General features: G+C 73.8%; 22 protein-coding genes and 1 other RNA gene. 19 read left to right on the top strand and 4 right to left on the bottom strand.

What is annotated here, in order from left to right; translation table 11 throughout:
• Nucleotide 1 precedes the first annotated feature (1 nt).
• From smpB to BUB17_RS27085, 5 genes are all read left to right on the top strand, one after another.
• Complete coding sequence (smpB, locus tag BUB17_RS21285; protein ID WP_072920674.1) at nt 2-478, top strand: SsrA-binding protein SmpB; 477 nt, start codon at nt 2-4, stop codon at nt 476-478.
• On the top strand, nt 479-1,402 hold the full coding sequence (locus BUB17_RS21280) for an NADP-dependent oxidoreductase (protein ID WP_072920673.1): 924 nt from the start codon (nt 479-481) through the stop codon (nt 1,400-1,402).
• Nucleotides 1,399-2,298: an amidohydrolase family protein gene (locus tag BUB17_RS21275; RefSeq protein ID WP_072920672.1), complete on the top strand. Its 900-nt coding sequence runs from the start codon at nt 1,399-1,401 to the stop codon at nt 2,296-2,298. The genes BUB17_RS21280 and BUB17_RS21275 overlap by 4 nt, the downstream gene beginning before the upstream one ends.
• Before the next feature lie 440 nt (nt 2,299-2,738).
• Entirely contained in the window at nt 2,739-3,842 is a 1,104-nt protein-coding gene (locus BUB17_RS27090; protein ID WP_175561445.1) for an NAD(P)/FAD-dependent oxidoreductase, read from the top strand.
• 172 nt (nt 3,843-4,014) lie between these two features.
• A complete protein-coding gene (locus BUB17_RS27085) occupies nt 4,015-4,728 on the top strand; it encodes an alpha/beta fold hydrolase (protein ID WP_175561444.1) in 714 nt (237 codons plus the stop codon).
• Nucleotides 4,729-4,750: 22 nt separating this feature from the next.
• Here the strand turns inward: BUB17_RS27085 and BUB17_RS21260 are convergent, their stop codons facing one another.
• Nucleotides 4,751-5,071 carry a GYD domain-containing protein gene (locus BUB17_RS21260; RefSeq protein WP_072920670.1) on the bottom strand — a complete coding sequence of 107 codons (321 nt, stop codon included), beginning with the start codon at nt 5,069-5,071 and terminating at the stop codon, nt 4,751-4,753.
• 111 nt (nt 5,072-5,182) lie between these two features.
• Here BUB17_RS21260 and BUB17_RS21255 point away from each other — a divergent pair, with 111 nt between their 5' ends.
• The 10 genes from BUB17_RS21255 to BUB17_RS21210 all read left to right on the top strand — a co-directional run bounded on the left by BUB17_RS21255 (nt 5,183) and on the right by BUB17_RS21210 (nt 15,417).
• Nucleotides 5,183-6,166: a GNAT family N-acetyltransferase gene (locus BUB17_RS21255; protein WP_072920669.1), complete on the top strand. Its 984-nt coding sequence runs from the start codon at nt 5,183-5,185 to the stop codon at nt 6,164-6,166.
• On the top strand, nt 6,163-6,588 hold the full coding sequence (locus BUB17_RS21250) for a protein-tyrosine phosphatase family protein (protein WP_072920688.1): 426 nt from the start codon (nt 6,163-6,165) through the stop codon (nt 6,586-6,588). Before BUB17_RS21255 ends, BUB17_RS21250 begins: the two co-directional genes overlap by 4 nt.
• A 10-nt stretch (nt 6,589-6,598) precedes the next feature.
• A complete protein-coding gene (locus BUB17_RS21245) occupies nt 6,599-7,468 on the top strand; it encodes an SCO6745 family protein (protein ID WP_072920668.1) in 870 nt (289 codons plus the stop codon).
• On the top strand, nt 7,465-8,001 hold the full coding sequence (locus BUB17_RS21240; RefSeq protein WP_208983562.1) for a carboxymuconolactone decarboxylase family protein: 537 nt from the start codon (nt 7,465-7,467) through the stop codon (nt 7,999-8,001). The genes BUB17_RS21245 and BUB17_RS21240 overlap by 4 nt, the downstream gene beginning before the upstream one ends.
• A gap of 46 nt (nt 8,002-8,047) precedes the next feature.
• Nucleotides 8,048-9,664, top strand: a complete 1,617-nt coding sequence (locus BUB17_RS21235) for an SLC13 family permease (protein ID WP_072920667.1) — start codon at nt 8,048-8,050, stop codon at nt 9,662-9,664.
• Nucleotides 9,665-10,014: 350 nt separating this feature from the next.
• Nucleotides 10,015-11,157: a magnesium and cobalt transport protein CorA gene (locus tag BUB17_RS21230; protein WP_083606494.1), complete on the top strand. Its 1,143-nt coding sequence runs from the start codon at nt 10,015-10,017 to the stop codon at nt 11,155-11,157.
• Nucleotides 11,158-11,345: 188 nt separating this feature from the next.
• Nucleotides 11,346-11,719, top strand: a transfer-messenger RNA (tmRNA) gene (gene ssrA, locus BUB17_RS21225).
• Nucleotides 11,720-12,002: 283 nt separating this feature from the next.
• Nucleotides 12,003-12,929, top strand: coding sequence for an oxygen-binding di-iron domain-containing protein (locus BUB17_RS21220; RefSeq protein WP_072920665.1), 927 nt, complete (start codon nt 12,003-12,005; stop codon nt 12,927-12,929).
• Nucleotides 12,930-13,651: 722 nt separating this feature from the next.
• On the top strand, nt 13,652-15,286 hold the full coding sequence (locus BUB17_RS21215) for a sodium-dependent transporter (RefSeq protein ID WP_072920664.1): 1,635 nt from the start codon (nt 13,652-13,654) through the stop codon (nt 15,284-15,286).
• Entirely contained in the window at nt 15,283-15,417 is a 135-nt protein-coding gene (locus BUB17_RS21210; RefSeq protein WP_083606493.1) for a methionine/alanine import family NSS transporter small subunit, read from the top strand. Before BUB17_RS21215 ends, BUB17_RS21210 begins: the two co-directional genes overlap by 4 nt.
• 366 nt (nt 15,418-15,783) lie before the next feature.
• Here BUB17_RS21210 and thrS read toward each other — a convergent pair whose 3' ends face one another.
• Nucleotides 15,784-17,079 carry a threonine--tRNA ligase gene (gene thrS / locus BUB17_RS21205; protein ID WP_208983560.1) on the bottom strand — a complete coding sequence of 432 codons (1,296 nt, stop codon included), beginning with the start codon at nt 17,077-17,079 and terminating at the stop codon, nt 15,784-15,786.
• Between the two features lie 340 nt (nt 17,080-17,419).
• On the opposite strand from thrS, the gene BUB17_RS21200 reads away from it, so the two are divergent.
• Complete coding sequence (locus BUB17_RS21200) at nt 17,420-18,388, top strand: LysR family transcriptional regulator (RefSeq protein ID WP_072920663.1); 969 nt, start codon at nt 17,420-17,422, stop codon at nt 18,386-18,388.
• An 88-nt stretch (nt 18,389-18,476) separates the two neighbouring features.
• Nucleotides 18,477-19,559: a tartrate dehydrogenase gene (locus tag BUB17_RS21195; protein WP_072920662.1), complete on the top strand. Its 1,083-nt coding sequence runs from the start codon at nt 18,477-18,479 to the stop codon at nt 19,557-19,559.
• Between the two features lie 61 nt (nt 19,560-19,620).
• Here BUB17_RS21195 and BUB17_RS28340 read toward each other — a convergent pair whose 3' ends face one another.
• Both BUB17_RS28340 and BUB17_RS21185 read right to left on the bottom strand, forming a co-directional pair.
• Entirely contained in the window at nt 19,621-21,270 is a 1,650-nt protein-coding gene (locus BUB17_RS28340; protein ID WP_208983558.1) for a lytic transglycosylase domain-containing protein, read from the bottom strand.
• Nucleotides 21,271-21,382: 112 nt separating this feature from the next.
• On the bottom strand, nt 21,383-23,494 hold the full coding sequence (locus BUB17_RS21185; protein WP_072920660.1) for a SpoIIE family protein phosphatase: 2,112 nt from the start codon (nt 23,492-23,494) through the stop codon (nt 21,383-21,385).
• A 215-nt stretch (nt 23,495-23,709) separates the two neighbouring features.
• Between BUB17_RS21185 and BUB17_RS27080 the strand changes: the two genes are divergently transcribed.
• Together BUB17_RS27080 and BUB17_RS21180 are read left to right on the top strand one after the other, a co-directional pair.
• Complete coding sequence (locus BUB17_RS27080; RefSeq protein ID WP_175561443.1) at nt 23,710-23,874, top strand: hypothetical protein; 165 nt, start codon at nt 23,710-23,712, stop codon at nt 23,872-23,874.
• 43 nt (nt 23,875-23,917) lie between these two features.
• Nucleotides 23,918-24,224, top strand: a 307-nt coding sequence (locus BUB17_RS21180; protein ID WP_244277202.1) for an IS630 transposase-related protein, incomplete at its 3' end; no start/stop codon positions are given.

Below are 24,224 nucleotides of genomic sequence, written 5' to 3'. Positions count from 1 at the left end.
CATGCCGCGTGAAGAGGGGCGGAAGCTCATCGCCCAGAACAAGAAGGCGCGGCACGACTACTCGATCCTCGACACCTACGAGGTGGGCCTGGTGCTCACCGGCACCGAGGTGAAGAGCCTGCGTGCCGGCCGCGCCTCGCTCATCGACGGCTTCGCCACGGTGGACGGCGGCGAGGTGTGGCTGCAGCACGTGCACATCCCCGAGTACACCGAGGGCACGTGGACCAACCACGCCCCGCGGCGCAAGCGCAAGGTCCTCATGCACCGGGCCGAGATCGACAAGCTGATCGGCAAGACCAAGGAAGGCGGCCTCACCCTCGTGCCGCTCGACCTGTACTTCAAGGACGGCAAGGTCAAGGCGACCCTGGCCCTGGCCAAGGGCAAGAAGTCCTACGACAAGCGGCAGGACCTGGCCGAGCGCGACTCGCGCCGGGAGATCCAGCGGGCCTTCGGGCGGTACGTGAAGGGGCGGCGGTAAGTGCGCGGTGTGGCCTACGACCGGTACGGCGGCCCGGAGGTCCTGATCCTGCGCGACGACCTGCCCGACCCGCCGGTCGGCCCTGACACCGTGCTGGTGCGGGTGCACGCCGCCGGCGTCAACCCGGTCGACGTGCTGATCCGCGCCGGCGGGCTGACCGGCGCCTACCCGCACCACCTGCCGATCGTCCCGGGCTGGGACGTCGCCGGGGTCGTCGAGGCCGCGGGCCCGGCGGTCACCGCGTTCGCCGCCGGTGACGAGGTGTTCGGCTACGTCCGCCGGGACGACGTCCAGTGGGGGACGACGGCCGAGCTGGTGCCCGCGCCGCAGCGCTGCCTGGCGCACAAGCCGGAGTCGCTGTCCTTCGCCGAGGCGGCCGGGCTGCCGCTGGCGGGGCTCACCGCCTACCAGTCGCTGACCGAGGCGCTCGACGTCCGCGAGGGCGAGCGGGTGCTGGTGCACCGCGCCGCCGGCGGGGTCGGCTTCTCCGCCGTCCAGATCGCCGTCGCCCTGGGTGCGCACGTCATCGGCACGGCCAGCCCGCGCAACCACGGCTTCCTCCGCGACGCCGGGGTCGCCGAGGTGTTCGACTACTCGGCCGGGCCGATCAGCGGGCAGCTGTCCGAGCCGGTCGACGCCGTCCTCGACCTGGTCGGCGGCGACACGCTGGCCGACGCCCCGAAGCAGGTGCGCGACCGCGCCCGCATCACCTCGGTCGTGGACCCGGTGGTCAACGAGATGGGCGGCCGCTACGTCTTCGTCCGCCCCGAGCACGAGCACCTCGAGGAGCTCGGCCGGATGGCCGACGCCGGTCAGCTGCGGGTGCCGATCGCCCGGGCGTTCCCGCTGGAGCAGACCGCGGAGGCGCAGGAGCTGGTCGCGGACGGGCACGTGCGCGGCAAGGTCGTCGTCACGCTCCGGTGAGCAGCCCCGTCCCGCCGCCGGTCGACGACGCCGACGTCCCCCGGTACTGGCGCGAGCTGGGCCTGCCCGGACTGGTCGACGTGCACGTGCACTTCCTGCCCGAGCGGGTGCAGGCCAAGGTCTGGGAGTACTTCGCGCAGGCCCGGACGCACTACGGCGCCGCCTGGCCGGTGCAGTACCCGCTGCCGGACGACGAGCGGCTGGCGGTGCTCGACCGGCTCGGCGTCCGGGCGTTCCCGACGCTGCCCTACCCGCACAAGGCCGGCATGGCCGCGTGGCTCAACGACTGGTCGCGGGAGTTCGCGGCCGCGCACCCGCAGGTGCTGCGGTCGGCGACCTTCTTTCCCGAGCCGGGGGTGACCGGCGACGTCGAGGCGGCACTGGCGGCCGGCGTGCGGGTGTTCAAGGTGCACGTCCAGGTCGGCGCCTTCGACCCGCGGGACCCGCTGCTGGACCCGGTGTGGGCGCGGCTGGAGGAGACCGGCACCCCGGTCGTCATCCACTGCGGGTCGGGTCCGCTGCGCGGCGAGCACACCGGGCCGGCGCCGATGACCGGCCTGCTCGAGCGGTACCCGCGCCTGCAGCTGGTCATCGCCCACCTCGGCATGCCCGAGTACGCGGCCTTCCTCGACCTCGCCGAGCGGTACGAGCGGGTGCACCTGGACACCACGATGTTCGCCACCGACTTCACCGAGCGGCTGATGCCCTTCGACCCGGCGCTGCGGCCGCGGCTGGCCGCGCTGCGGGACAAGGTGCTGCTCGGCAGCGACTTCCCCTCCATCCCGTACCCGTACGCCCACCAGCTGGCCGCGCTGCACCGCCTCGACCTGGGGGAGGAGTGGCTGCGCGCGGTTCTCTGGCACAACGGCGCGCGGCTGTTCTCGCTGGCGTCCTGAGGGCCGCGCAGGGCACTTCGCCACTGGATCCCCGTACCCGTCCCGGTGTGCATTGGAGGTGGAGCCACCATTCCGCCGGGGAGGTCCGGAGATGACCCAGACACCTGTCGCGCGCGAGCCGGGCACGGGCCACGCGGTGGTGATCGGCGCCAGCATGGCCGGCCTGCTGGCCGCCCGTGTGCTCGCCGGGCACGTCGACCGGGTGACGGTCGTCGAGCGGGACCGGCTGCCCGACGGCGCCGCACCCCGTAAGGGAGTGCCGCAGGACAGGTTCGCCCACGTCCTCCTGGCGCGGGGGCTCGGTGTCATCGAGCGGCTGTTCCCCGGTTTCGGTCAGGAACTCGAGGCGGCGGGTGCCGTTCCGGTGCGCATCCCCGGGGGACGCCCTCATCCTGGACCGCGCCGGGTGCATCGACCGCCGAGCCCCCGGGTGGACGGCGTTGAGCGCCAGCCGGCCGCTCATCGAGGCGACGGTGCGCCGGCGGCTGGCCGAGTTGCCCGGCGTCAGGGTCCTCGACGGCACCGAGGTGACCGCGCTGGAGTCGTCGGGCGACGGCCGCGAGGTCCGCGGGGTGTCCCTGCGCCGGGTGGCGGGGGGCGAGCGCTCCTCCGTCGGCGCCGCCCTGGTCGTCGACGCGTCCGGGCGCGGGTCGCGGGCCCCGCACTGGCTGGCCAACCTCGGGTACCCGGAGCCGACGCGGACGCAGGTCGACCCGGACATCGCCTACGCCAGCCGCATCTACCGGGTCCCCGAGGGCTTCAGGGCGGACTGGAAGGCCGTGATGCTCTTCTCCGGTCCGCCGCACCAGCCGCGCACCGGCTACTTGTTCCCGATCGAGGACCGGCAGTGGATCCTCGGTGTGATGGGCGCCGCCGGGCAGCACCCACCGACGGACGAGGAGGGGCTCCAGAGCTTCCTGCGGAGCCTCCGGGACCCCGTGATCGCGGAGGCCCTCGCCGGCGCCGAGCCGGTCACCGAGGTCCGCGGGCACCGGGGGACGGTCAACCGCGTGTGGCACTTCGAGCGGATGCGACGGTGGCCGGAACGGTTCGTGGTCCTCGGTGACGCCGCCTGCTCGTTCAACCCGATCTACGGCCAGGGGATGAGCACGGCCGCCGTCGCCGCGGAGACCCTCGACGAGTGCCTGTGCGCCCAGCGCCGACGGCGTACGGACGGCGACCTCCATGATGTGGGACGCCGGTTCCAACGAGCGCTCGCCCGGCGCAACGCCGACCCGTGGGTGTTCGCCACGGGGGAGGACCTGCGCTTCCCGACCACCACGGGCGCGACCGCCGGCCCCGTCACGCGGGTCATGCACCGCTACCTCGACCGGATCGACGCCGCCGCGACGCACGACGCGGTGGTCTCGGACGTCTACGCCCGGACGATCGGGATGCTCGAACGGCCGACGGCGCTGTTCCGGCCGAGGATCCTGGCCGCGGCGATCCGGTCCGGACGGGTGCCGGCGGCGTCGGCCGCGCCGACGGCCGCGGTCCCGACGCCCCGGACGCCGGCCGAGCAGCAGCAGGAGGTGCGGGCATGAGCACCACCCGGTTCGACCTGGCACCCGTGACCGAGGGCGCCGTCACCGTGGCCGGCGTCCGGTCGCCGTACCTGACCGCGGGGCCCGCGGACGCCGACGAGGCCGTCGTCTTCGTGCACGGCAACCCCGGCCCGGCCGAGGACTGGCGGCGCCTGGTCGCGCCCGGACCGGCGTGTTCGCCCGGGTCGTCGCCCCGGACATGCCCGGCTTCGGTGGCGCGGACAAGCCCGACCGCTTCGTCTACACCGTCGACGGCTACGCCCGGCACCTGGCCGGTGTCCTCGACGGGCTCGGGGTCCTCCGCGCGCACCTGGTGCTCCACGACTTCGGCGGGCACTGGGGGCTGGCGTGGGCGGCCGACCGCCCCGACCGGTTCGCCAGCGCCACGCTCGTGAGCGTCGGGGTGCTGCGCGGTCACCGCTGGCACTCCGTGGCGCGGATCTGGCGCACCTCGGGGCTCGGTGAGCTGGCGCTGCGCACCAGCACCCTCCCGGCGTCGCGGCTGCTGCTGCAGCGCGGCACCCCACGGGGCCTGCCGCGGGACGCCGTCGAGCGGCTGTACCGCAGCCTCGAGGACCCCGGCACGCAGCGCGCCGTGCTCCGGCTGTACCGCGCCACCGACGTGGCCGCGGTCTCCGAGGACCTGCACCGGCGGCTGCAGGGCGTCGACCGGCCGGTGCTGGTGGTGTGGGGGCGGCACGACCCCTACCTGCCGGTCGCGGACGCCGAGCGGCAGCGCGAGACGTTCCCCGGGGCGCAGGTCGTCGTGCTCGGGGACAGCGGGCACTGGCCGATGCTCGACGACCCGGTCGCACTCGAGCAGACCGTCCTGCCGTTCCTGGCGCGGGTCACGGCCGGGGCCGTGGTGGGAGCCGGCTCGCGGTAGTCCTCCGGGGAGCCGAGGGCGATCAGCGGAGTCCGGGCGCGTAGTCCGGGTGCAGCCGGGCGGCCCGGTCGACCTCCTCCGGCGTCAGCAGGACGACGGTGCGGACCGTCGCCACGCCGCCGCCGCTGATCGTCAGCGACAGGGCCGCGGCCGCCGCGGTGTCGGGCAGGTCGACGACCGCGTAGACGTCGTCGGCGCCGAGGGCGAAGTCAAAGCTCTCCAGCCGCCCCTCGAGGTCGAGGACGGCGTGCTCGAAGGCGCTGCGGCGGGCCGACCCGCCGGCCGCCATCACCGCCCGCGCGCCCTGCGCCTCGTAACGGGCGATGACCAGGAAGCGGGGCACCGGGCCCTCCTCTCGGCGGCGTGCGCCGATGCTGACGCCCGCCCGCACCCGGCCGCAAGGGACCCGCGGAACCCGGTCGACCACCCCCGCTGCCGTCCCTACGCTGCGCCCGTGCCCGAGCTGCCCGACGGCCTCACCGCCCGATCGATGACCGCCGACGACCTCCCCGCCGCGGCCGAGCTGCTCGCCGCCGCCGAACCGGCCGACGACACCGGCGAGCACCTCGACGCCGACGACCTCGCCGAGTGGTGGGTGGACGACCTGGTCGACCTGTCCCGCGACGGCCGGGCGGTGTGCAGCGCCGACGGCACGCCGGTCGGGGTGGCCGTGGTGCTGTCGCCCAGCGGCGCGCGGGAGGAGCACCGGGTGGCCCTCGAGGGGCGGGTGCACCCGGCCTGGCGCGGGCGCGGCATCGGCCGGGCGCTGCTGGACTGGCAGCTGCGCCGCGGCGCGGAGCTCCACCGCCGTGACCACCCCGAGCTACCCGGGCGGCTCACGGTCTCGGTGTACCCGGGGATGGGGTCGCTGGAGTCGCTGGTGCGCCGGGCCGGGTTCGCGGCCGAGCGCTGGTACGCCGACATGGAGCGGCCGCTGACCGGCCTGCCGGAGGTGCCCGCGGTGCCCGGCGTCCAGCTGGTGCCCTACGACTGCGACCGCGACGAGGAGGTGCGGCGGGCGCACAACGCGGCCTTCACCGACCACCACGGCTCGGCCGAGCGCGATCCGACCGCGTGGCGGGCGTGGTTCACCGGGCAGCGCGCCTTCCGGCCGGACCTGTCGGTGCTCGCCCTCGTCGACGGGGCGGTGGCCGGCTACGTGCTCGGCTACGTCTACGACGCCGACACCCGCGCGACCGGCGTCCAGCAGGCGTACCTGGGGCAGCTGGGGGTCCTCCGTCCCGCCCGGGGACGCGGCATCGCGTCGGCCGCGATCGTCGCCGCGCTGCGGGCCGGCGCGGCCGCCGGCTGCGCCACCGCGGGGCTGCAGGTCGACACCGAGAACCCCACCGGCGCGTTCGGCCTGTACCGGCGGCTGGGTTTCGCGCCGGTGCGCACCCGCGTCCAGTGGGCCCGCACCCTGCCGCCCGTGCCATGAGCTGGGCCGACGACACCGGGCTGGTCGAGCTGCCCTCCGGCGTCCGGGTCCGCGGCCGCCGGCTGGGCGCCCCGGCGTCCCCGGCCGACCGGGCGGTGGTCCTCGGCAGCGGCCCGCTGCCGCCGTGGCCGGCGCGCCGGGTGCGCTGGCCCGACTTCGGGGTGCCGTCGGACCCCGACGACGTCCGGGACGCGCTCACCGAGGCGCTCGGCCGGGCGCGGGCGGGGGAGCGGGTGGAGGTGGCCTGCCGCGGCGGGGTCGGGCGCACCGGCACCGCGCTGGCCGCGCTCGCCGTCCTCGACGGGGTGCCGGCCGACGACGCCGTCCGGTGGATCCGCGCGCGGTACCACCCGCGCGCGGTGGAGACGCCGTGGCAGCGCCGCTGGCTGCGCACGCTGGGGCCGGCGGACGACGGTCGCTAAGGTCCGGCGCATGGTCAGCGCCGATCAGCCCGCCCCGGACACCGCCCGCGCGCACCGCGCCGTGGAGCCGCTGCACAACCACGTCTACTTCTCGCCCGAGCAGGACGAGTACCTCACGGCGGTCGGGCTGCGCCCCGGCCGGATGTGCTACTTCGCCGGGCGGGCGGCCGCCATGGGCGCCGTCGGGCCCGGCGTCGTCGTCGCCACCTTCTCGAACTTCGCCCCCGCGCTGGTGGCCCGGCACGTGCCACGCGCGTGGACCCTCGCCTCCCCGGAGCAGGTGCTCGCCGCCCGGCTCGACGGGGCCCGCGCCTCGCTGACCCGGCTGCTCGGCGGGCCAGAGGCCGCGGCCGCGCCGGAGGTGGCCGAGCTGGCCGGTCTGCTGCGCGAGGCCTGCACCGCGCTCACCCCGGAGGGCCGCCCGCTCTACGCGGCGCACGCCGACCAGCCGTGGCCCGACGAGCCGGTGCCGTCGCTGTGGCACGGGGCCACGCTGCTGCGCGAGCACCGCGGGGACGGGCACGTCGCCTGCCTGCTGCGGTCGGGGATGACCGGTCTGGAGGCGCTGGTCACCCACACGTCGACCGGCCGCGGCTTCACCGAGGCCACCGCCAAGGCGACCCGGGGGTGGAGCGAGGAGGAGTGGGCCGCGGCCTGCGAGCGCCTCACCGCACGGGGCCTGCTCACCGACGTCGGGCTGACCGACGAGGGCCGCCGGCTGCGCGCCGAGGTCGAGGCCGGCACCGACGAGCTCTCCGCGGCACCGTGGGTGCACCTCGGTGCGGAGCGGACCGCCCGGGTCGTCGAGCTGGGGCGCGGGCTGTCGAGCCGGCTGGTGGCGAACGGCGCGTACCCGGCCGGCGTCTTCGCGGCCCGGTGAGCGAGCCCCGGGTTCCGGAGGCGGCCGAGGAGGGGCCGGCGGCGGAGCTGATGCGCGCCCGCCGCGGCGGCGAGCTCTCCACGCTGGACCGGCTGCTGCTGCACAGCCCGCCGGTCGCCGAGGGCTGGAACGCACTGCTCGGCGCGCTGCGCGGCGCGACGACGCTGCCCGCCGATCTGGTCGAGCTGGTGGTGCTGCGGGTGGCGGCGTTGAACGAGGCCGAGTTCGAGTGGGCGGCGCACGAGCCGATCGCCCGCCGCGCGGGGCTGGCCGAGCTGCAGCTGCAGGTGCTGCGCCGCCCCGACGCCGCGAGCGAGCCGGTGTGGACGCCGGTCCAGGCCGCCGTCCTGGCCTTCACCGACGCCTCGACCCGCGACGTCGCCGTTCCGGACGAGGTGTTCGCCGGCGTCCGGGCGCACCTCGACGACCGGCAGGTCGTGGAACTGACCGCGCTGGTCGGCGGCTACGCGATGGTGTCGCGTTTCCTCGTCGCCCTGGCGGTCCCACCCCCGGAGGGAGAGGTCGCCGGATAGCCCTGCGCTCTCTATGGTCTGCGTCACAGTCCAGAGGGAGGGCGTGATGACCGCTACCGAACGGCAGCAGGGGCCCGGACGGCGGACCGACGTCGACGCCGCGTTCAGCGGCTCGGCCACCTACCGCAGCCTCGGCGAGCAACAGCTGAGCCCGGCGGAGGAGCGGTTCGAGAAGGGGCGCCGCACGGTCGGGCTCTTCCTCGCCCCGGCCGTGACGATCACCTTCGCGCTGCTGCCCCTGGACCTGCCGCGCGACCAGCACCTGCTCGCCGCAGTGCTGCTCGGCGTCATCGTCCTGTGGATCACCGAGCCGGTGCCGATCCCGATCGGCGGGCTGATCGGTGTCGGCGCCATCGCCGTCCTCGGGGTCGTGTCGGGCGACGACGCCGTGGCCCCGCTCGGGTCGACGACGGTGTTCACCTTCATCGGCGCGTTCATCCTGGCCCAGGCGATGCTCAAGCACGGCGTGGCCCGGCGGTTCGCCATGACGATCCTGTCGTTGCGCTGGGTCGGCGGCTCGACCGCGCGGCTCATCATCGCCTTCGGGCTGATCACCGCTCTGCTGTCGGCGTTCGTGTCCAACACCGCCACGGTCGCGATGCTGCTGCCCACCGCGATCGGCATCCTGTCGGTCATCGCCAAGCTGCTGCAGCACAAGGAGCTGGTGGCGCCGGACTTCGACCCGCTGCGGCTGCGGGTCGGCGTCGCGCTGATGCTCATGCTGGCCTACGGCGCGAGCGTCGGCGGTCTGCTCACCCCCGTCGGCAGCCCGCCCAACCTGATCGGCCGCGGGCTGATCGAGGAGGCGACGGGCGAGCGCATCGGCTTCCTCTCCTGGATGCTCATGGCTCTGCCGATCTGCGCGCTGATGTTCGTGGTGCTGGCCGCGGTCCTGCTGCTGCTCAACCGGCCGGAGATCAAGCGGATCGAGGGCGTGCACGAGTACGTGCAGCACGAGCGCGAGGCGCTCGGCCCGATGACGCGGGCCGAGAAGAACACGCTCGTCGCCTTCGGCATCACCGTGGCCTTCTGGATCTTCCCCGGCGTCATCGCGCTCACCGCCGGCACCGACTCCGACCTCTACACCGAGGTGGGCAACCGGCTGGACGAGGGCATCGTGGCCGTCCTCGGCGCCTCGCTGCTGTTCCTGCTGCCCACGAACTGGGAGCGCCGGGACTTCACCCTCAACTGGTCGGACGCCGCGAGGATCGACTGGGGCACGATCCTGCTGTTCGGCACGGGGATCATCTTCGGGTCGCTGCTCGCCGACACCGGCCTGGCCGAGACCATCGGCACCAGCTCGGCCAATGCGCTGGGCCTGACGAACGTCTTCCTGATCACCATCTTCGCGGTGATCCTGGCGATCATCATCTCGGAGACGACGAGCAACACGGCCTCGGCGGCGGTGGTCGTTCCCATCATCATCCCGGTGGCGGTGGCCGCGGGGGTCAACCCGTTCATCCCGGCGCTGGCGGCGACCTTCGCGGCGTCCTTCGGGTTCATGCTGCCGGTGTCGACGCCGCAGAACGCGATCGTCTACGGCTCCGGTGTCGTGCCGATCACCAAGATGATCCGGTCGGGGATCTCCTTCGACGTCCTCGGCGCGATCCTCATCGTGGTGCTGCTGCCGATCCTGATCGGCCTCGTCCTGGACGTCGGCTGACAGCTTCGGGAGCATCGCAGCGAGCGCCGACGAGCGAGGCGCGGACCGCGGCGCGGAAGCCGACCCGTGGACGACGTCTGAGCACCCACCCGCCGGGCGCCGTCCACCCGGCCGGGGGAGCCGGGTGGACAGCGCGTGCCACGATGGACGACGGTCCTCGCCACGGGCCGGCCCACGGACGACGGGAGGTGCTGCGCGTGCCCGGTGAACCGCCCAGTACCGGCACCGGGGGCCGCACCGCCCGCTGAAGGACCGTCCGCCCACCCTCCGCGGTGGGATCCGGGACGGAGCCGTGCGGGGTGCGGACCCCTGACGAGTCCCCCGCTCCAGCGTCTCCCCGGGAGTCCGCCGTGGTCGACCGCCGTCGTGCGTCCCTCACCGCCCTGTCCACCCTGACCCGCCGCCCGCGGCCCGAGCTGACGCTCGCGCCCCCGCCGGCTGGCGCACCGGCCCCCGCGGGACCGGACCGGCCGGCGCTCATCGTCGACAACGCCGTCTACTCGTCGGGACGACGGGTGGCGACCCCGGACAGCGTCGCCGAGAGCCACGAGTGGCTGGTCGAGGACCCCGAGCGCCTGGTGTGGCTGGGCCTCTACCGCCCCGAGCCCGCCGAGCTCGGCGAGCTGGCCGAGCAGTACGACCTGCCCGACCTGGCGGTCGAGGACGCGATCAAGGCCCACCAGCGGCCGAAGTTCGAGCGCTACGGCAGCACGCTGTTCGTCGTCCTCAAGGCCGCGCGCTACCTCGACGCCGCCGAGGAGGTGGAGTTCGGCGAGCTGCACCTGTTCCTCGGCCGGAACTTCGCCATCACCGTGCGGCACAGCGAGTCCCCGGACCTCTCCCGGGTGCGCCGCCGGCTGGAGAGCGAGCCGGCGCTGCTGGAGAAGGGCAGCGAGGCGGTGCTGTACGCGATCCTCGACGCCGTCGTCGACGGGTACTCACCGGTGGTCGCGGGCCTGGCCACCGACATCGACGAGATCGAGACCGAGGTCTTCCGCGGCGACCCCGGCGTCTCGCGGCGCATCTACGAGCTGTCGCAGGAGGTGCTGGAGTTCCAGCGCGCCGCCCGGCCGCTGACCGGCATCCTCGCCGCGATCACCGCGGGGTTCGACAAGTACGACGTGGACGAGGAGCTGCGCAGCTACCTGCGGGACGTCGCCGACCACGTCGTCCAGGTCAACGAGCGGGTGGAGGGGTTCCGGTTGCAGCTGCGCGACATCCTCACCGTGAACGCGACCCTGGTCGCGCAGCGGCAGAACGAGGAGATCCGCGAGCTCACCGAGGCCTCGATCGCGCAGGGCGAGGAGGTCAAGAAGATCTCCGCCTGGGCGGCCATCCTGTTCGCGCCGACGCTGGTCGGCACGGTGTACGGGATGAACTTCGAGGACATGCCGGAGCTCTCGTGGCACCTGGGCTATCCGTTCGCGCTGGTGCTGATGGCCGGGGTGAGCCTGGCGCTGTACGCCGTCTTCAAGCGCCGCGGCTGGATCTGAGGAAGGACCTCCCTGCTCCCCACCGTGGAAGGACCCCGTCCTCCTCACCCCTCGCACGCTCGGGGCGAGCCTCGGGACGGGGCCGGCGGCGGGACCCTGCAGGGAGGCCGGCGGGGGTCGGGACGGGCCGGGGTGGCGCGGGAACAACCCGTCGGCGGGTGCCGTTAGGCTGTCTGCACAACTACACAGGGGGTGAATGGTCTCGACTGCGGTCGGATGACCAGGGGAAGCGAGCCGAGGAAGCCGACGATGAGCTCGTTAACCACGCGTCGGAAACAACACAAGCGCCGACTCCAGTCAGCGCGAGTTCGCCCTCGCTGCCTAAGTAGCGGAGCGACTCTGTCAGCCCGGGTTCGTCATCGGCCCGGATCCTGGCATCAGCTAGATGACTCACCGTGCGTGCCGGTCGCGGGCGCGCGCGGGACACCAAACAGCGACTGGGCCCGTCACACCGACTTGTTCGTGAGATCGGTGGGGTCGAGCAGAGACAGAGCGGACTGCGCTCGGAGAAGCCCTGGTGATGCGTCGTAGGACGCGGGTTCGATTCCCGCCACCTCCACCCACCCACCACCGCCCCTGTTGCGCACGAGAGCCCCCGGTCGAACCCGATCCGGGGCTCTCGTGCGTCCGCCCCCGTTACAACCGGGCCGGGCGAACCCCGGGCGCCCGATCCTGCCCCGCGGACTTGCGACAGGCGGGGGTCCAACGCGGCCGGCCGCCCCACCGTCACGTCTCGCAGCGGGAACCGCAGGCCTGCGTCACCCGGAGGACTAGGCCTCTGGTGGGCGATCCGGAGCAGCTTTAGGTTCGGCGCCGCCAACGAGTGCGACCACCGGAGGCTCCCCATGGACGACACCTACCAAGGATCGGACGACGTCCACGTCCTCCCCGCGAACCTGTCACTACCGGGCGTCGGGGTCCTGCCGATCAACGCCTACCTGATCACGTCCGAGGAACCGGTCCTCATCGATAGCGGCATCGCCGTCGATGCCGACGAGTTCATCGACGCGGTCAGCTCGATCATCGATCTGCGCGCCCTCAAGTGGGTCTGGCTCACCCACGACGACGCCGACCACACCGGGAACATCCAGCGGATCATGGAGGCGGCGCCGAACGCGCAGCTCGTCACGCACGGGTTCGCCGCACTGCGCATGTCGACGTGGTGGCCGATCCCGATGGAGCGGGTGCACGCCATCCGCGAGGGCGACGAGATCCACGTGGGTGACCGCACGCTGACCGCGGTCGCCCCGCCTCTGTTCGACAACCCGATGTCCCTCGGCGTCCTGGACCGGTCCACCGGGGCGCTGTTCACCGTGGACGCCTTCGGGGCGCTGCTTCCGGAGGCGACGCAGGATGCGTCCGACGTGTCCCCGGAGGCTCTCGCCGGCGGCATGATCGGCTGGGCGACGTCGGACTCGCCCTGGGTGCACCTCACGGACGAGGCCGAGTTCGGTCGGGTCCTCGATCGCGTCCGGCGGATCCAGCCGCGGCGGATCTTTTCCTCCCACCTGCCCGTCGCGAGCGGGACGGAGTTGGAGGAATTCCTGCACGTGCTGCAGCAAGTACCCACCGCCGACAGGTTCGTGCCGCCGGACTCCGAGCAGTTCGCCGAGATGATCAAGGCCATGGCGGAGATGCAGCGCGCCGGCGAAGAGGTCCCCCCGACCGCGACGGCACGCGAGGCGACGCCCGGCCCTCGAGGGCCGGGTGCGTCGACGCCGGCGCCGCGATCACCCGGTTCGCCGTCGAGCGACACCGTCCGGAACACCTAGCTGTACCGAGCCAGGACGTTGGTAGCGGCATGAGGGGTTGAACGAAGGAGAACCCCCGAGCGGGGTGTGGCTTGTCGAAGGCCCCATCCACCCGGGGGTCCTCGTGGCCCACGCTCCTGCCCGCACGACCGTTCACGGCCGGCCGCTGGGTAGGTGCGACCAGCCCCCGATGCGTGGTGGGGGCGAGTCCGCTCACCACGGGTGCTGATTCCGGAGCTGAAGGGTGCAAGCTGCCGGCGCCGTTCGTAGAAACAGACGCTCGGACCTCGCCGTTCGTGGAACTACGAACACCCCACCCCGAGATCTTCGCGGATTGCGTGGAGACTCTTCGCAGAACGGCGAACCGCCCCTGACCGTGAGGTCCGGGGCGGCTCGCCGTCTCGTGTGGCGTCAGGCGGCCTCGGCGACGGGTGTTCAGGCTGACCTCCGCTCAGGTGGTGCTCCTGACCGTGGCGGTCCGCGGCATCGCACCGACGGTGGTCCTCGGCCGCGTCACCCGGTCCCGACCCCGTGCGACGAGCTCCGCGTGCGCCTGTGCAGGTCGGTCGGCAGACCAGGCCGACGTGACGAAGACCGATGGCGTCGAACCACGGCTCGACCGTGGATCCAGCGCTCTCCGAGAGCCGAGGCGCCTGAGTCCTGCCATCCTCTCGTGAACAGCGCGACGCAGAGCGGTGCTCCATGAGCTTGCAGGCTCGGCGGAGCACGACCCAGGAGGTCGCATGAGCACGACGGCGGGGCGAGCGACGGGACAGCCTGACGAGAAGGGCCGCCGCGGCGCGTTCAGCTCCAGGCGCGTCTTCATCCTGGCGGCGATCGGGTCGGCTGTCGGGCTCGGCAACATCTGGCGGTTCCCCTACGTCGCGTACGAGAACGGCGGCGGTGCCTTCGTGCTGCCCTACCTCGTCGCGCTCTTGACCGCCGGCATCCCGTTCCTGCTGCTGGACTACGCGATCGGCCACCGCCACCGCGGCTCTGCACCGCTCTCCTTCGCCCGGCTGCGCCGCGGCACCGAGGGACTCGGCTGGTGGCAGGTGGGCATCTGCTTCGTCATCGCCACCTACTACGCGGCAGTCATCGCCTGGGCGCTGCGCTACACCTTCTTCTCGCTCGATGAAGCGTGGGGCGCCGACCCCGAGGGGTTCTTCTTCGGCGAGTTCCTCCGGGCCGGGGATGTCGAGGTCACCGCCGACGTGGTGCCCGGGGTGCTCGTGCCGCTCGTGCTCGTCTGGCTGGCCGTCCTCGTGATCATGGCTCTCGGCGTCCAGCGCGGGATCGGTGCGACCTCGCTGGTCCTCATCCCGGTGCTGGTGCTCGCCTTCGCCGCCCTCGTGGTGCAGGCACTGCTGCTGCCGGGCGCTGCTGCCGGCCTCGACGCGCTGTTCACGCCCGACTGGTCGGCACTCACCTCGGCTCCCGTCTGGGCTGCCGCGTTCGGTCAGATCTTCTTCTCGCTGTCGATCGGCTTCGGCATCATGATCACGTACGCCTCGTACGTCGGCCGTCGCGAGGACATGATCGGCTCCGGTCTCGTCGTCGGCTTCTCGAACTCCAGCTTCGAGCTGCTCGCCGGCATCGGCGTGTTCGCCGCCCTGGGCTTCATGGCCCAGGCCGGCGGGGTCGCGGTCGGCGAGGTCGCCAGCGACGGGATCGGGCTGGCCTTCATCGCCTTCCCGACGATCATCAGCCAGGCCCCGGCCGGCGCGCTCCTCGGCGTCCTGTTCTTCGGCTCGCTGGTCATCGCCGGCATCACCTCGCTGGTCAGCGTGATCGAGGTCGTGATCTCCGCCGTCCGCGACAAGCTCGACACCAGCCGCCGCACCGCGACCCTCGTGGTCGGTGTTCCCGCCGCAGTGCTCAGCCTGGTGCTCTTCAGCACGACGAGCGGCATCTACGTGCTCGACGTCGTCGACCACTTCGTCAACCAGTACGGCATCCTCGTCGTGGCGCTGGTCAGCATGCTGGTCGTCGCCTGGGCGCTCCGGGCGCTGACCGGCCTCAGCGAGCACCTCAACGTCCACGGCCGTCCCCGCGTCGGCGCCGGCTGGCGCGTGCTGACAAGCCTCGTCGCCCCGGTGGGCCTGACCATCGTGCTGGTCTTCGCGCTGCGGGACGACCTCGCCGCGCCCTACGAGGGCTATCCCGGCTGGCTGCTCCTGGGCTTCGGTTGGCTGCTGGTCGTAGCGCTGCCGCTGGTCGGCTTCCTCCTCGCCCGACTGCCGTGGCGGGCCGGGACCCACCTGGACGGGCCGCCACCCGGGTCCGATCCGGCGGCGCCGTTGCACGCGACCCCCACGACGGACCCGACCCCCCGCAACCGCCCGGTGACCGGGCACGACGAGGGAGGACTCCGATGAGCACGGCCGCGATCGTGATGATGGTGGTGGCGATGATCGTGATCTGGGGCGGCCTGGGCCTGACCATCGCCAGCCTGCTGCGCCACGGCGCCGTCGAGAACCGCGCCGAGGAGCCGCGCCGGAACCGCTGACCTCGGCGGACGACGGGGCGAGGAGGCGCGGTCTCCTGGGGTGGCGCCGGCGCGGCTGGGTGCTGGGAACTCGGCGCCCCCGTGTCCAGGGGACGTGATCCCGCCCGCTCGTCGCACGTCGGCGTCGTCCCATCGGACCTCCGACCCGTCGGCGTTCGAGGAAGCAGAGCAGGAGGCGCTGGCCGCCGGCCTGCCGGAATGCCTCGACCTGCCCGTGCACGCCGAGACCCCCGACCACCCGACCGCTCGGTGCACCTGGGGCGGTCCGTCCGTCGAAGCGGTCCGTGACCTGGTCGAGCTGGTCGTCGGTGAGTACAGCCGGGACGAGTACTCCGAGGTGCGGATGGAGAGCAGCGCCACGTTGCCTCACGGCCGGCCCGCTGGGTGGTGGTCCGCGTCGGGGGCGGGCCAGGCGATGCGGCGGGAGCGGCTGGCATGGGCGCCGCGGACGGTCGCCACGAAGGTCGCCCGCGCAACCGGCCCGGTGAAGTCAGTGGTCGGGTCGGTGACGTGGACCAGATCGGCGCTCGCCTCGGCGGGCCCGGTGACCGCGATGACGTTGTCCCGACGCCGGCGGCTGGCCCGGATGCGAGCGCCCAACGACCCGTCGGTGTCCAGTCGGGCGCGGAGTCCAGCGGCGCGCAGGTCGTCGACCACTGCGTGGGCGTGGTCGTCCTGAGCGGGACCGACCGGCAGGACGCAGACCTGGACGGGTGCGAGCCACAGCGGCAGCCGGCCCGAGTAGCGCTCCAGGACGGCGGCGACGACGCGCTCCATCGCGCCGAGGGTGCCTCGGTGGATCATCACGACGCGTCGGCGGGTGCCGTCCGCGGCGTCGTAGGTCAGGTCGAACCGTTCGGGCTGGTTGAAGTCCAACTGGACGGTGGCGATGGTCTCCTCGTGACCGCGCAGGTCCCGCATCTGCAGATCGAGCTTGGGACCGTAGAAGGCGGCCTCGCCGACGGCTTCCACCAGTGGGGGGTCGTCCGCGCCCAGCACCTCGGCGGCCGCCGAGCGCAGCGCCTGCTCCGCGTCCTGCCACTGGGGAGCCGATCCCAGGTAGCTGCCGCCGGCGTCGCGGCGGGACAGCTGGACGTGGTCGACCGGCAGGCCGAGAACCCGTTGGGCCTCGAGCGCCGAGCGCAGCGCTCGGGCGAGCTCGGCGGCGGCCTGATCCGGGCGGCAGAACACGTGGGTGTCATCGAGCGAGATCTGCCGCACCCTGCTCAGGCCGCTCACGACCCCGGAGCGTTCGGCGCGGAACATGGACCCCAGCTCGTTGAGCCGGATGGGCAGCTGCCGGTAGGAGCGTGGTTCCGCGGCGTAGATCATCGCGTGGTGCGGGCAGTTGGCCGGGCGCAGCACCAGCTCGTCACCGCCGAGGCGCATGGCGGGGAACATGTCGTCGCTGAACTTCTCCCAGTGCCCGGACCGCTCGTAGAGCGCACGCTTGCCCAGCACGGGCGAGTAGACCGGTAGGCACCCGTCGCGGTGAGCGATCTCCCGCGCGAGCTGCTCCAGTTCCTGCCGGATGACGGCGCCCGCGGGCAGCCACAGCGGCAACCCGGCGCCGATCATCGGATCGGTGGCGTAGATGGACAGGTCGGCGTTGAGGTCCCGGTGGTCGGACGCCGGACGTTCGTGCTCCACGTGCCTGGTCACAGGAGCTCCTTCGTGGTCGTGCCACCGGAGCCCAGGCTCGGGACGACTCAGCCCCGGAGCGGTGCTCCGGGGCTGAGTGGTTGCTTGCGAGGCAGCAGCTAGCGCCGGAGACGATCCGGCGTCGTGGTGCGCTGCTGGTCGGACATGGCGGAACCATAAGGCACAGCCGGCCGGCCGAACAGGGGGTGGGACCGCAGGGGCCCCGGCCGTCGTCGGCCTCGTCGTGGCCGGTGGCACGACCGCTCCGCACAGGTGCACCGTCCTCCCGGTCGTCAGCGCCCGGGCGCATCAGCTGCCGCACCGGTAGGTTGGGCCTATCGGTCCGTCCGGAGGGGACGCGGTGGACGTCCGGCAGCTGACCTACTTCCTCGCCGTCGTCGAGACCATGAACTTCGGCCGCGCCGCGGAGCAGCTCTACATCGCCCAGCCGTCGCTGTCCCAGGCGATCGGGACGCTCGAGCGGGAGCTCGGGGTGCCGCTGTTCCACCGGGTCGGCCGCGGGATCGTGCTCAGCGACGCCGGCGCCCAGCTGATCGAACCGGCTCGCCAGGTGGTCCGCGACCTGGAGGCAGCCCGCGCCGCGGCCCGGTCCGTCCACGAGTTGCAGCGGGGCCGGGTGGAGCTGATCGCGATGCCCAGCCCCGGCGTGGAACCGCTGTCGACCCTGATCCGCGACTTCACCGCTGCCCATCCGGCGATGACGGTCACGGCTGACGCGGCGTTCACCCCCGAGGAGGTGGTCCACGCGGTCAAGGCCGGCCGGAGCGAGCTCGGGCTCCTCGGTGCGGCCTCGCCTCCGCACACCGGCGGGCTGCGCGTCCTGCCGATCGAGGATCAACCCCTGGTGCTGCTCTCGCCGCCCGAGGACGACGCGCCCCAGGCGCGCGAGGACCCCGGGTCGGTGGACGACCCGGCCACACCCGCGGTGGCCCGCGAGGCCCTCGCCGGCGCGCGGCTCATCGTCAGCAGACGGGGCAGCCTCATGCGGGGGCTGGTGGACGACGTCCTCGCCAGCGGCGTGGATGCGCAGGTCGTCGTCGAGGTCGAGCACCGCACGTCGATCCTGCCGTTGGTGCTGGCCGGCGTGGGGCACGCGGTACTGCCGTCGTCCTGGGCGCCCCTGGCACAGCGGTCGGGCGCGCGGGTCCGGCGGATCGAGCCCGCCGTCCTGCTGCGGATCGCCCTCGTCTTCCGGACGGGCACCCTCACCCCGGCCGCCCAGGCCTTCGTCCGCTGTGCCGAGCGCCACGTGTCCGACCAGGAGACGGCGGCCGGCCCGGTTGCGTTGAACGATAGGCCGGGGCTATGACGCCGATCGACGATCCGTCTTGGACGCCGTGGGGCGTGACGCCGTTCACTCGGGAACGACCCCAGCAGTCGTCCCCACGGAGACCGTCATGACCGCCCAGCGCACGTTCCGCATCGCCGCCATCCCCGCCGACGGAGTCGGCGTCGAGGTCGTCGCGGCCGGCCGCACCGTCCTCGACGCCCTCGCCGACGCCTCGAACGGCCGCTTCGCCTTCGACTGGCAGGAGTTCCCCTGGGGCTCGGACTACTACGCCCAGCACGGCCGGATGATGGACGAGGACGGTCTCGACCAGCTCGAGGACTTCGACGCCATCTACTTCGGCGCCGTCGGCTGGCCGACCGTCCCCGACCACGTCAGCCTGTGGGGTCTGCGCCTGAAGATCTGCCAGAGCTTCGACCAGTGGGCCAACGTCCGCCCCGTCGAGTTCCTCCCCGGTATCCGGAGTCCCCTGCGCAAGGCGGACGACACCGAGCTGAGCTGGGTCGTCGTCCGGGAGAACTCCGAGGGCGAGTACGCCGGCTTCGGCGGCCGCAACTTCGGTGCCCGGGACGACCGCGGTGAGGTCGCCGTCCAGTCCGCGGTGTTCACCGAGGTCGGCTGCGAGCGGATCATCCGGTTCGCCTTCGACCTGGCCCGCACCCGCCCCCGCAAGAAGGTCTCCAGCGTCACCAAGAGCAACGCCCAGCAGTACGGCATGGTCCTGTGGGACGACGTCTTCCGGCGGGTCGCCGCCGAGTACTCCGACGTGGAGACCGAGAGCGTCCTGGTCGACGCCATGGCCGCGAAGTTCGTCCTCCGGCCCGAGGACCTCTCCGTCGTGGTCGCGTCCAACCTCAACGCCGACATCCTCTCCGACCTCGGCAGCGCCCTCGCCGGCAGCCTCGGCCTCGCGGCGAGCGCCAACCTCAACCCGGAGCGACGCTTCCCCTCCATGTTCGAGCCGGTCCACGGCTCCGCGCCCGACATCGCCGGCCAGGGGATCTGCAACCCCGTCGGCGCCATCGGCAGCGCGGCGCTGATGCTCGAGCACTTCGGCCTGCACGACGAGGCCAAGGCCGTGCAGCACGCGATCGAGGTGACCTCTGGTCAGGGCATCCGCACCCGCGACGTCGGCGGCAGTGCCGGCACCGTGGAGGTCACCGAGGCCATCATCGGCAACCTGCCCGGCTGACGGCGCAGCCACGGAGGAGCCCCCGTTCCACGCTCGGGTTCGGGGGCTCCTGCACGTGGTGTCAGGGGGCGCAGACCAGCCGGGCGGCGTCGCCGGCCCCGATGACCACGGTGATCCGGGCGACGTCCCCGACCTCCGCGCCGCCGGCCAGGCCCAGCGCGTCGGCGAGCGCCGTGGCCGCCGCACTCCGGTCGGCGGGGTACCGGACGGCCGAGGTCGCGTCCTGGGTGGCGGTGACGGCGCCGACGGTGCCGCCGGCTGCCACCACCCGGGCACCGACGGCGGCCCGCGCGTCGGGGTCCGCCGAGCCGTCGCGGATGTCGACCGTGCCGAGCGCCGCGACCGCCGGGGTGGTGCACCCGGGTGTCGTGACGGGCGAGGTCGTGGTCGGCGGCGTCGTGGTCGGTGGCGTCGTGGTCGGGGGAGTCGGGACCGGTGGCGTCGTCGGTGGCGTCGTCGTCGGTGGGGTCGTCGGTGGGGTCGTCGGTGGGGTCGTGGTCGGGGGAGTGGTGACCGGCGTCGCCGGCGGCGTCGTGACGGTCGGCGGTGTGGTCACGGGTGGTGTGGTGACCGGCGGGGGTGTCGTCGGCGGGGTCGTGACCGGCGGCGTCGCCTTCGGAGGGGGCGTCGTCGATTGTTGGGTGACCGGCGGGGACGTGGTGGTCGGCGGGGACGTGGGGACCGTCGGCGGTGTGCTCACCGACGGGGGCGTGGACCGAGCGGTCGTCGACGGCGAGGCGGACGACGGCGCGGCGGGTAGCGGTGGGCTCACGGCCGGCTGCACAGCGGGCGGAGGCCCCGGGTTCGCCGGCGGCTCCGACGGCGGGGGCGCCGTGTCGGTCGGCACGGTGGGCAGCGGCGTCCCGGCGTACCGGGCGGCGAGGGTCAGGACAGTCGCCACATAGGTGTCGGAGTGGTTGTACGCCAGAACGGCGCGGCGCTGTCCGGCCACGGTGGTGAGGTCACCACCGGCGGCGCACAGGTACCGGGCCGCGGCCCGAGCGGCGTCGTGGATGTCGAACGGGTCGCTGCTGCTGTCGCCGTCCCCGTCGCTGGCGTAGCGCGCCCAGGTGGACGGGATGAACTGCATCGGGCCGACGGCGCGGTCGTATGCCGTATCGCCGTCGAGGCGTCCGCCGTCCGTGTCGCGGATGACCGCCGTGCCGTTGCCGTTCAGCTGGATCCCGATGATCCGGGGCGCCGACCGCCCGTCGGTCTGCAGGACTGCCCCGGCGAAGCGGCCGTGGTCGGACTCGACCCGGCCGATGGCGGCGACCAGCGACCAGTCGATGCCACAGCCGCCCGGCGCCGCCGCGGCCGCGGAGTCGTAGGCCGCCTTGGCCACCGACGGGATCCCGCCGGCCGCCAGGCCCGACGCGGCCGCGGTCGGGCTCGGCGCCGGAGACGCGGTCGTCCCGGGGGTCGCGGACGGAGGGGCGGCGGACGTCGGGGAGGCAGGTCGGCCGGCCGGGTGGGAGAACGCCTGGAACGTGGCCGGCGGCGGGTCCTGCACGGTGCTCCCGGCCGGCCGCCCGGCGCCGTCCACCGGCGAGGACGCCATCAGCGTGGCGGTGGCGACCACCACGGCCGCGCCGCGCCACAGGGGCGCGTGCAGCCTGGAGCGCGCCGGGATCAGCGACGCGAGCGGCCGCCACCGGGAACGCCCCCCGACACCCGCCTCGGACTCCTCCGACATGGCACCGTCCCCCATGACCTGACCCTCACGCGTCGCTGCTGGCCCGACCGAGTCTCTCCCGGCCGGCCGCGCTCCGCGCCCGCCAATCGGGGGGGGGTGCGGGGAACCGGGAGCCGGGCCCGGCGGATCAGGTGTCCGGGAAGCCCGGCGGCGTGCGGTTCGGCCCGGCCTCGGCCGGCCGCGGCCCGCGCTGGTCGTGCAACCGGACGGCGACCAGCGCCACGTCGTCCTCCGGCTGCGGCGGCAGCATGCGCTCCAGCAGCTGGTCGACCAGCTCGTCGAGCGGCGGGTCGTCGGCGGCGAGGTCGGTCAGCGTCTCCTGCAGCCGCTGCAGGCCCTCCTCGATGGGCTGGTCGCGTGCCTCGATCAGCCCATCGGTGTAGAGCAGGACCGTCGCGCCGTACTCCAGCAGGACTTCGTGCTCCTGCCGCGCCGTGTCCGGTACCACCCCCAGCAGCAGGTCCGCCTTCTCCCCGGCGAGGAGCCGCACGCTGCCGTCGGGAGCGACGACCGCGGCCGGCGGGTGCCCGGCGCTGGACCACCGCAGGCGGGTCAGTCCGCGCTCGAGCAGGTCCGCGTCCTGCTCCAGCCGCCCCGCCAGCGCGGTGGCGAGGATGCCCGTCCGCAGGGTCTCGAGGACCTCGTCGGTCCGGTGCAGCACCTCGGCCGGGCCGTCGTGGCCGGCGGCGGCGAGGCTGCGCAGCACGGTCCGGGCCTGCCCCATGGCCGCGGCGGCCTCGGTGTCGTGGCCGATGACGTCGCCGATGACGAGCACCGTGGCCCCGTCCGGCTGCATGAACGCGTCGTACCAGTCGCCGCCGACGTCGGCGCCCTCCGCCGCCGGGGTGTAGCGGACCACGATCTGCACGTGGTCCGGCTGCACGGGCCTGGTCAGCAGGGACCGCTGCAGGCCGGCGGCCAGATCGCGCTGCTGCCGGTACAGCCGGGAGTTGTCCAGGGCCAGGCCGGCGCGTGCGGCCACCTCCGTCGCGGTGTCCCGCCCGGCGGCGTTCATCGACGCGCGGGTGGAGCCGTTGAACAGGGTGAGCAGGCCGACGGTCCGCCCGCGCCCGCGCAGCGGGAGCACGACCATCGCCTCCGGGGCGAGCTGGGCGATCAGGTCGTGCGTCTGACCGGGGGCCAGCACGCTCCGGACGGCTGCGGTGGCTCCCGAGTCGACCGTGACGCTCCGGCCGGTGACCAGCGCCCGGAGGAGGAAGGAGTCCTCCGTGAGGGCCGGGATGCGCCGTTCCGCATAGGCGTCGAGCGTCGTCCGCATCGCCTCGTCGGCGTGCCACCAGCCGACGTCGCGCAGGTTCCGCCGGCCGCCGGCCGGTCCCTCGTCGTCGACCAGGGTGACGACGCACCAGTCGGCCAGCGCCGGGACGACGAGCTGCGCCAGGTGGGCGACCGCCCGCTCGGCGTCCATCGTGCCGGTCAGCTGCTCGGTGACCGCCGCGAGCAGCGCCCTGCGCCGGGCCGTCTCCGCGGCCACCTCCTGCGCCCGGCGCCGGTCGGTGACGTCGGAGGAGTAGAGGGCGAGCCCGCCGCTGCCGGGCACCGCCCGCACCTCCACCCAGACGTCCGGCGCCTCCGGGTGGGAGGCCTCGAAGGTGATCGCCTCGCCGCTCCGCAGCGCCTGGCGGGAGCGCTCCTCGAAGACGGTCCCGACGATGGCGGGGAAGGCCTCCCACAGGGTGCGGCCCAGCAGCTCGTCGCGGGAGCGGCCGGTGAGGCGCTCGGCCCGGGCGTTCAGGTAGGTCATCCGCCAGTCGGCGTCCATGGCCAGGTAGCTGATGGGGAGGGACTCCAACGCGGCGTGGACGCGCTGGCTTATCTTCCGCTCGGCGGTCACGTCGAGGGCCGCGCCCACCAGGCGGAGCGGGTTGCCGGCCGCGTCGGTGATCAGCTGCCCGCGGGCGGAGAGGTGCCGCGTGCGGCCGTCGGGGAGCGGCACGCGGCACTCGGCGGTGTACCCGCCGATGCCCGCCAGCGCGGCCTCCACGTCTGCGGCCACCCGGGCGACGTCAGCGGGGTCGATGTGCCGGTGGACCTCGGCCGGCTCGCCGCTGACATCCTCGGGTGCCACTCCGAGCAGCTCGGACATGCGGCGGTTCCAGGTGAGCCTGCCGGTGGCGACGTCCACCTCGAACGTCCCGATCCCCGCGGCGTCCACCGGCAGCGCGAGCAGCGCCCGGCCGGCGTCGTCGCCGTCGGCCGCCGTCCCCGTGCCCGCCACACCCCACGCTCCTCCCGGCAGGCGGCCCGCCGCCGCCACCAGCCGCCGACCATTGTGGACGGGAGCCGGGGAACGGCTCCACCGCGCCCCTCGAGCGCCCGCAGGCCGCCCGCGACGGTGTGCGTCCACCCCGTCGGGGTGACGTCTCCGTCTTCCGGCTGGATCCCGGGTCCGTCGGTGCCGACCGTCCAGGCAACCGATGGAAGGAGCTCGTCATGCGGAACATGGCGTGCAGGGCCGTGGCCCAGGCCTCACTGGTCGCGACGACGGCCTCGCTGGACGACGAGCAGCCGTGGCCGCTGCTGCAGGTGGCCGGCTGGCTGACCACCGCGGCGGACCTGGTGCAGCAGGCCGATGCCCTGGAGGCCGTCCTCGTCTGACAGCGGTGGTCGGGTGAATTGATGGGTGGGTACGGCCCGGGCCATGCGGGCGTATTCGGTGGATCTTCGGGAGAAGCTGCTGGCGGCAGTGGACGCCGGAATGAGCCGGGAGCAGGCGTCATCGGTGTTCGGTGTGTCGGTGCCCAGCATCGAGCGGTACGTGCGGTTGCGCCGCCAGACCGGCAGCTTGGCGCCACGGCGGGCGATCAAGCCCGGTCCGGCGGCGGTCAAGACCGAGGCGGTGCGCGCCTGGCTGCCCGGCCGACTGGCGCAGTGCCCGGAGGCGACGCTGGCCGAGCACGCCGCGGCGTTCACCGCCGCCACCGGCATCGAGGTGTCGCCGGCGACGG

The sequence above is a fragment of the Geodermatophilus obscurus genome (assembly GCF_900143215.1).
In the GTDB taxonomy this organism is placed as follows: Bacteria; Actinomycetota; Actinomycetes; order Mycobacteriales; family Geodermatophilaceae; genus Geodermatophilus; species Geodermatophilus obscurus_A.
Note: the sequence above shows the minus strand (reverse complement) of the source record. Positions and strands in the feature narration are given on the sequence as shown.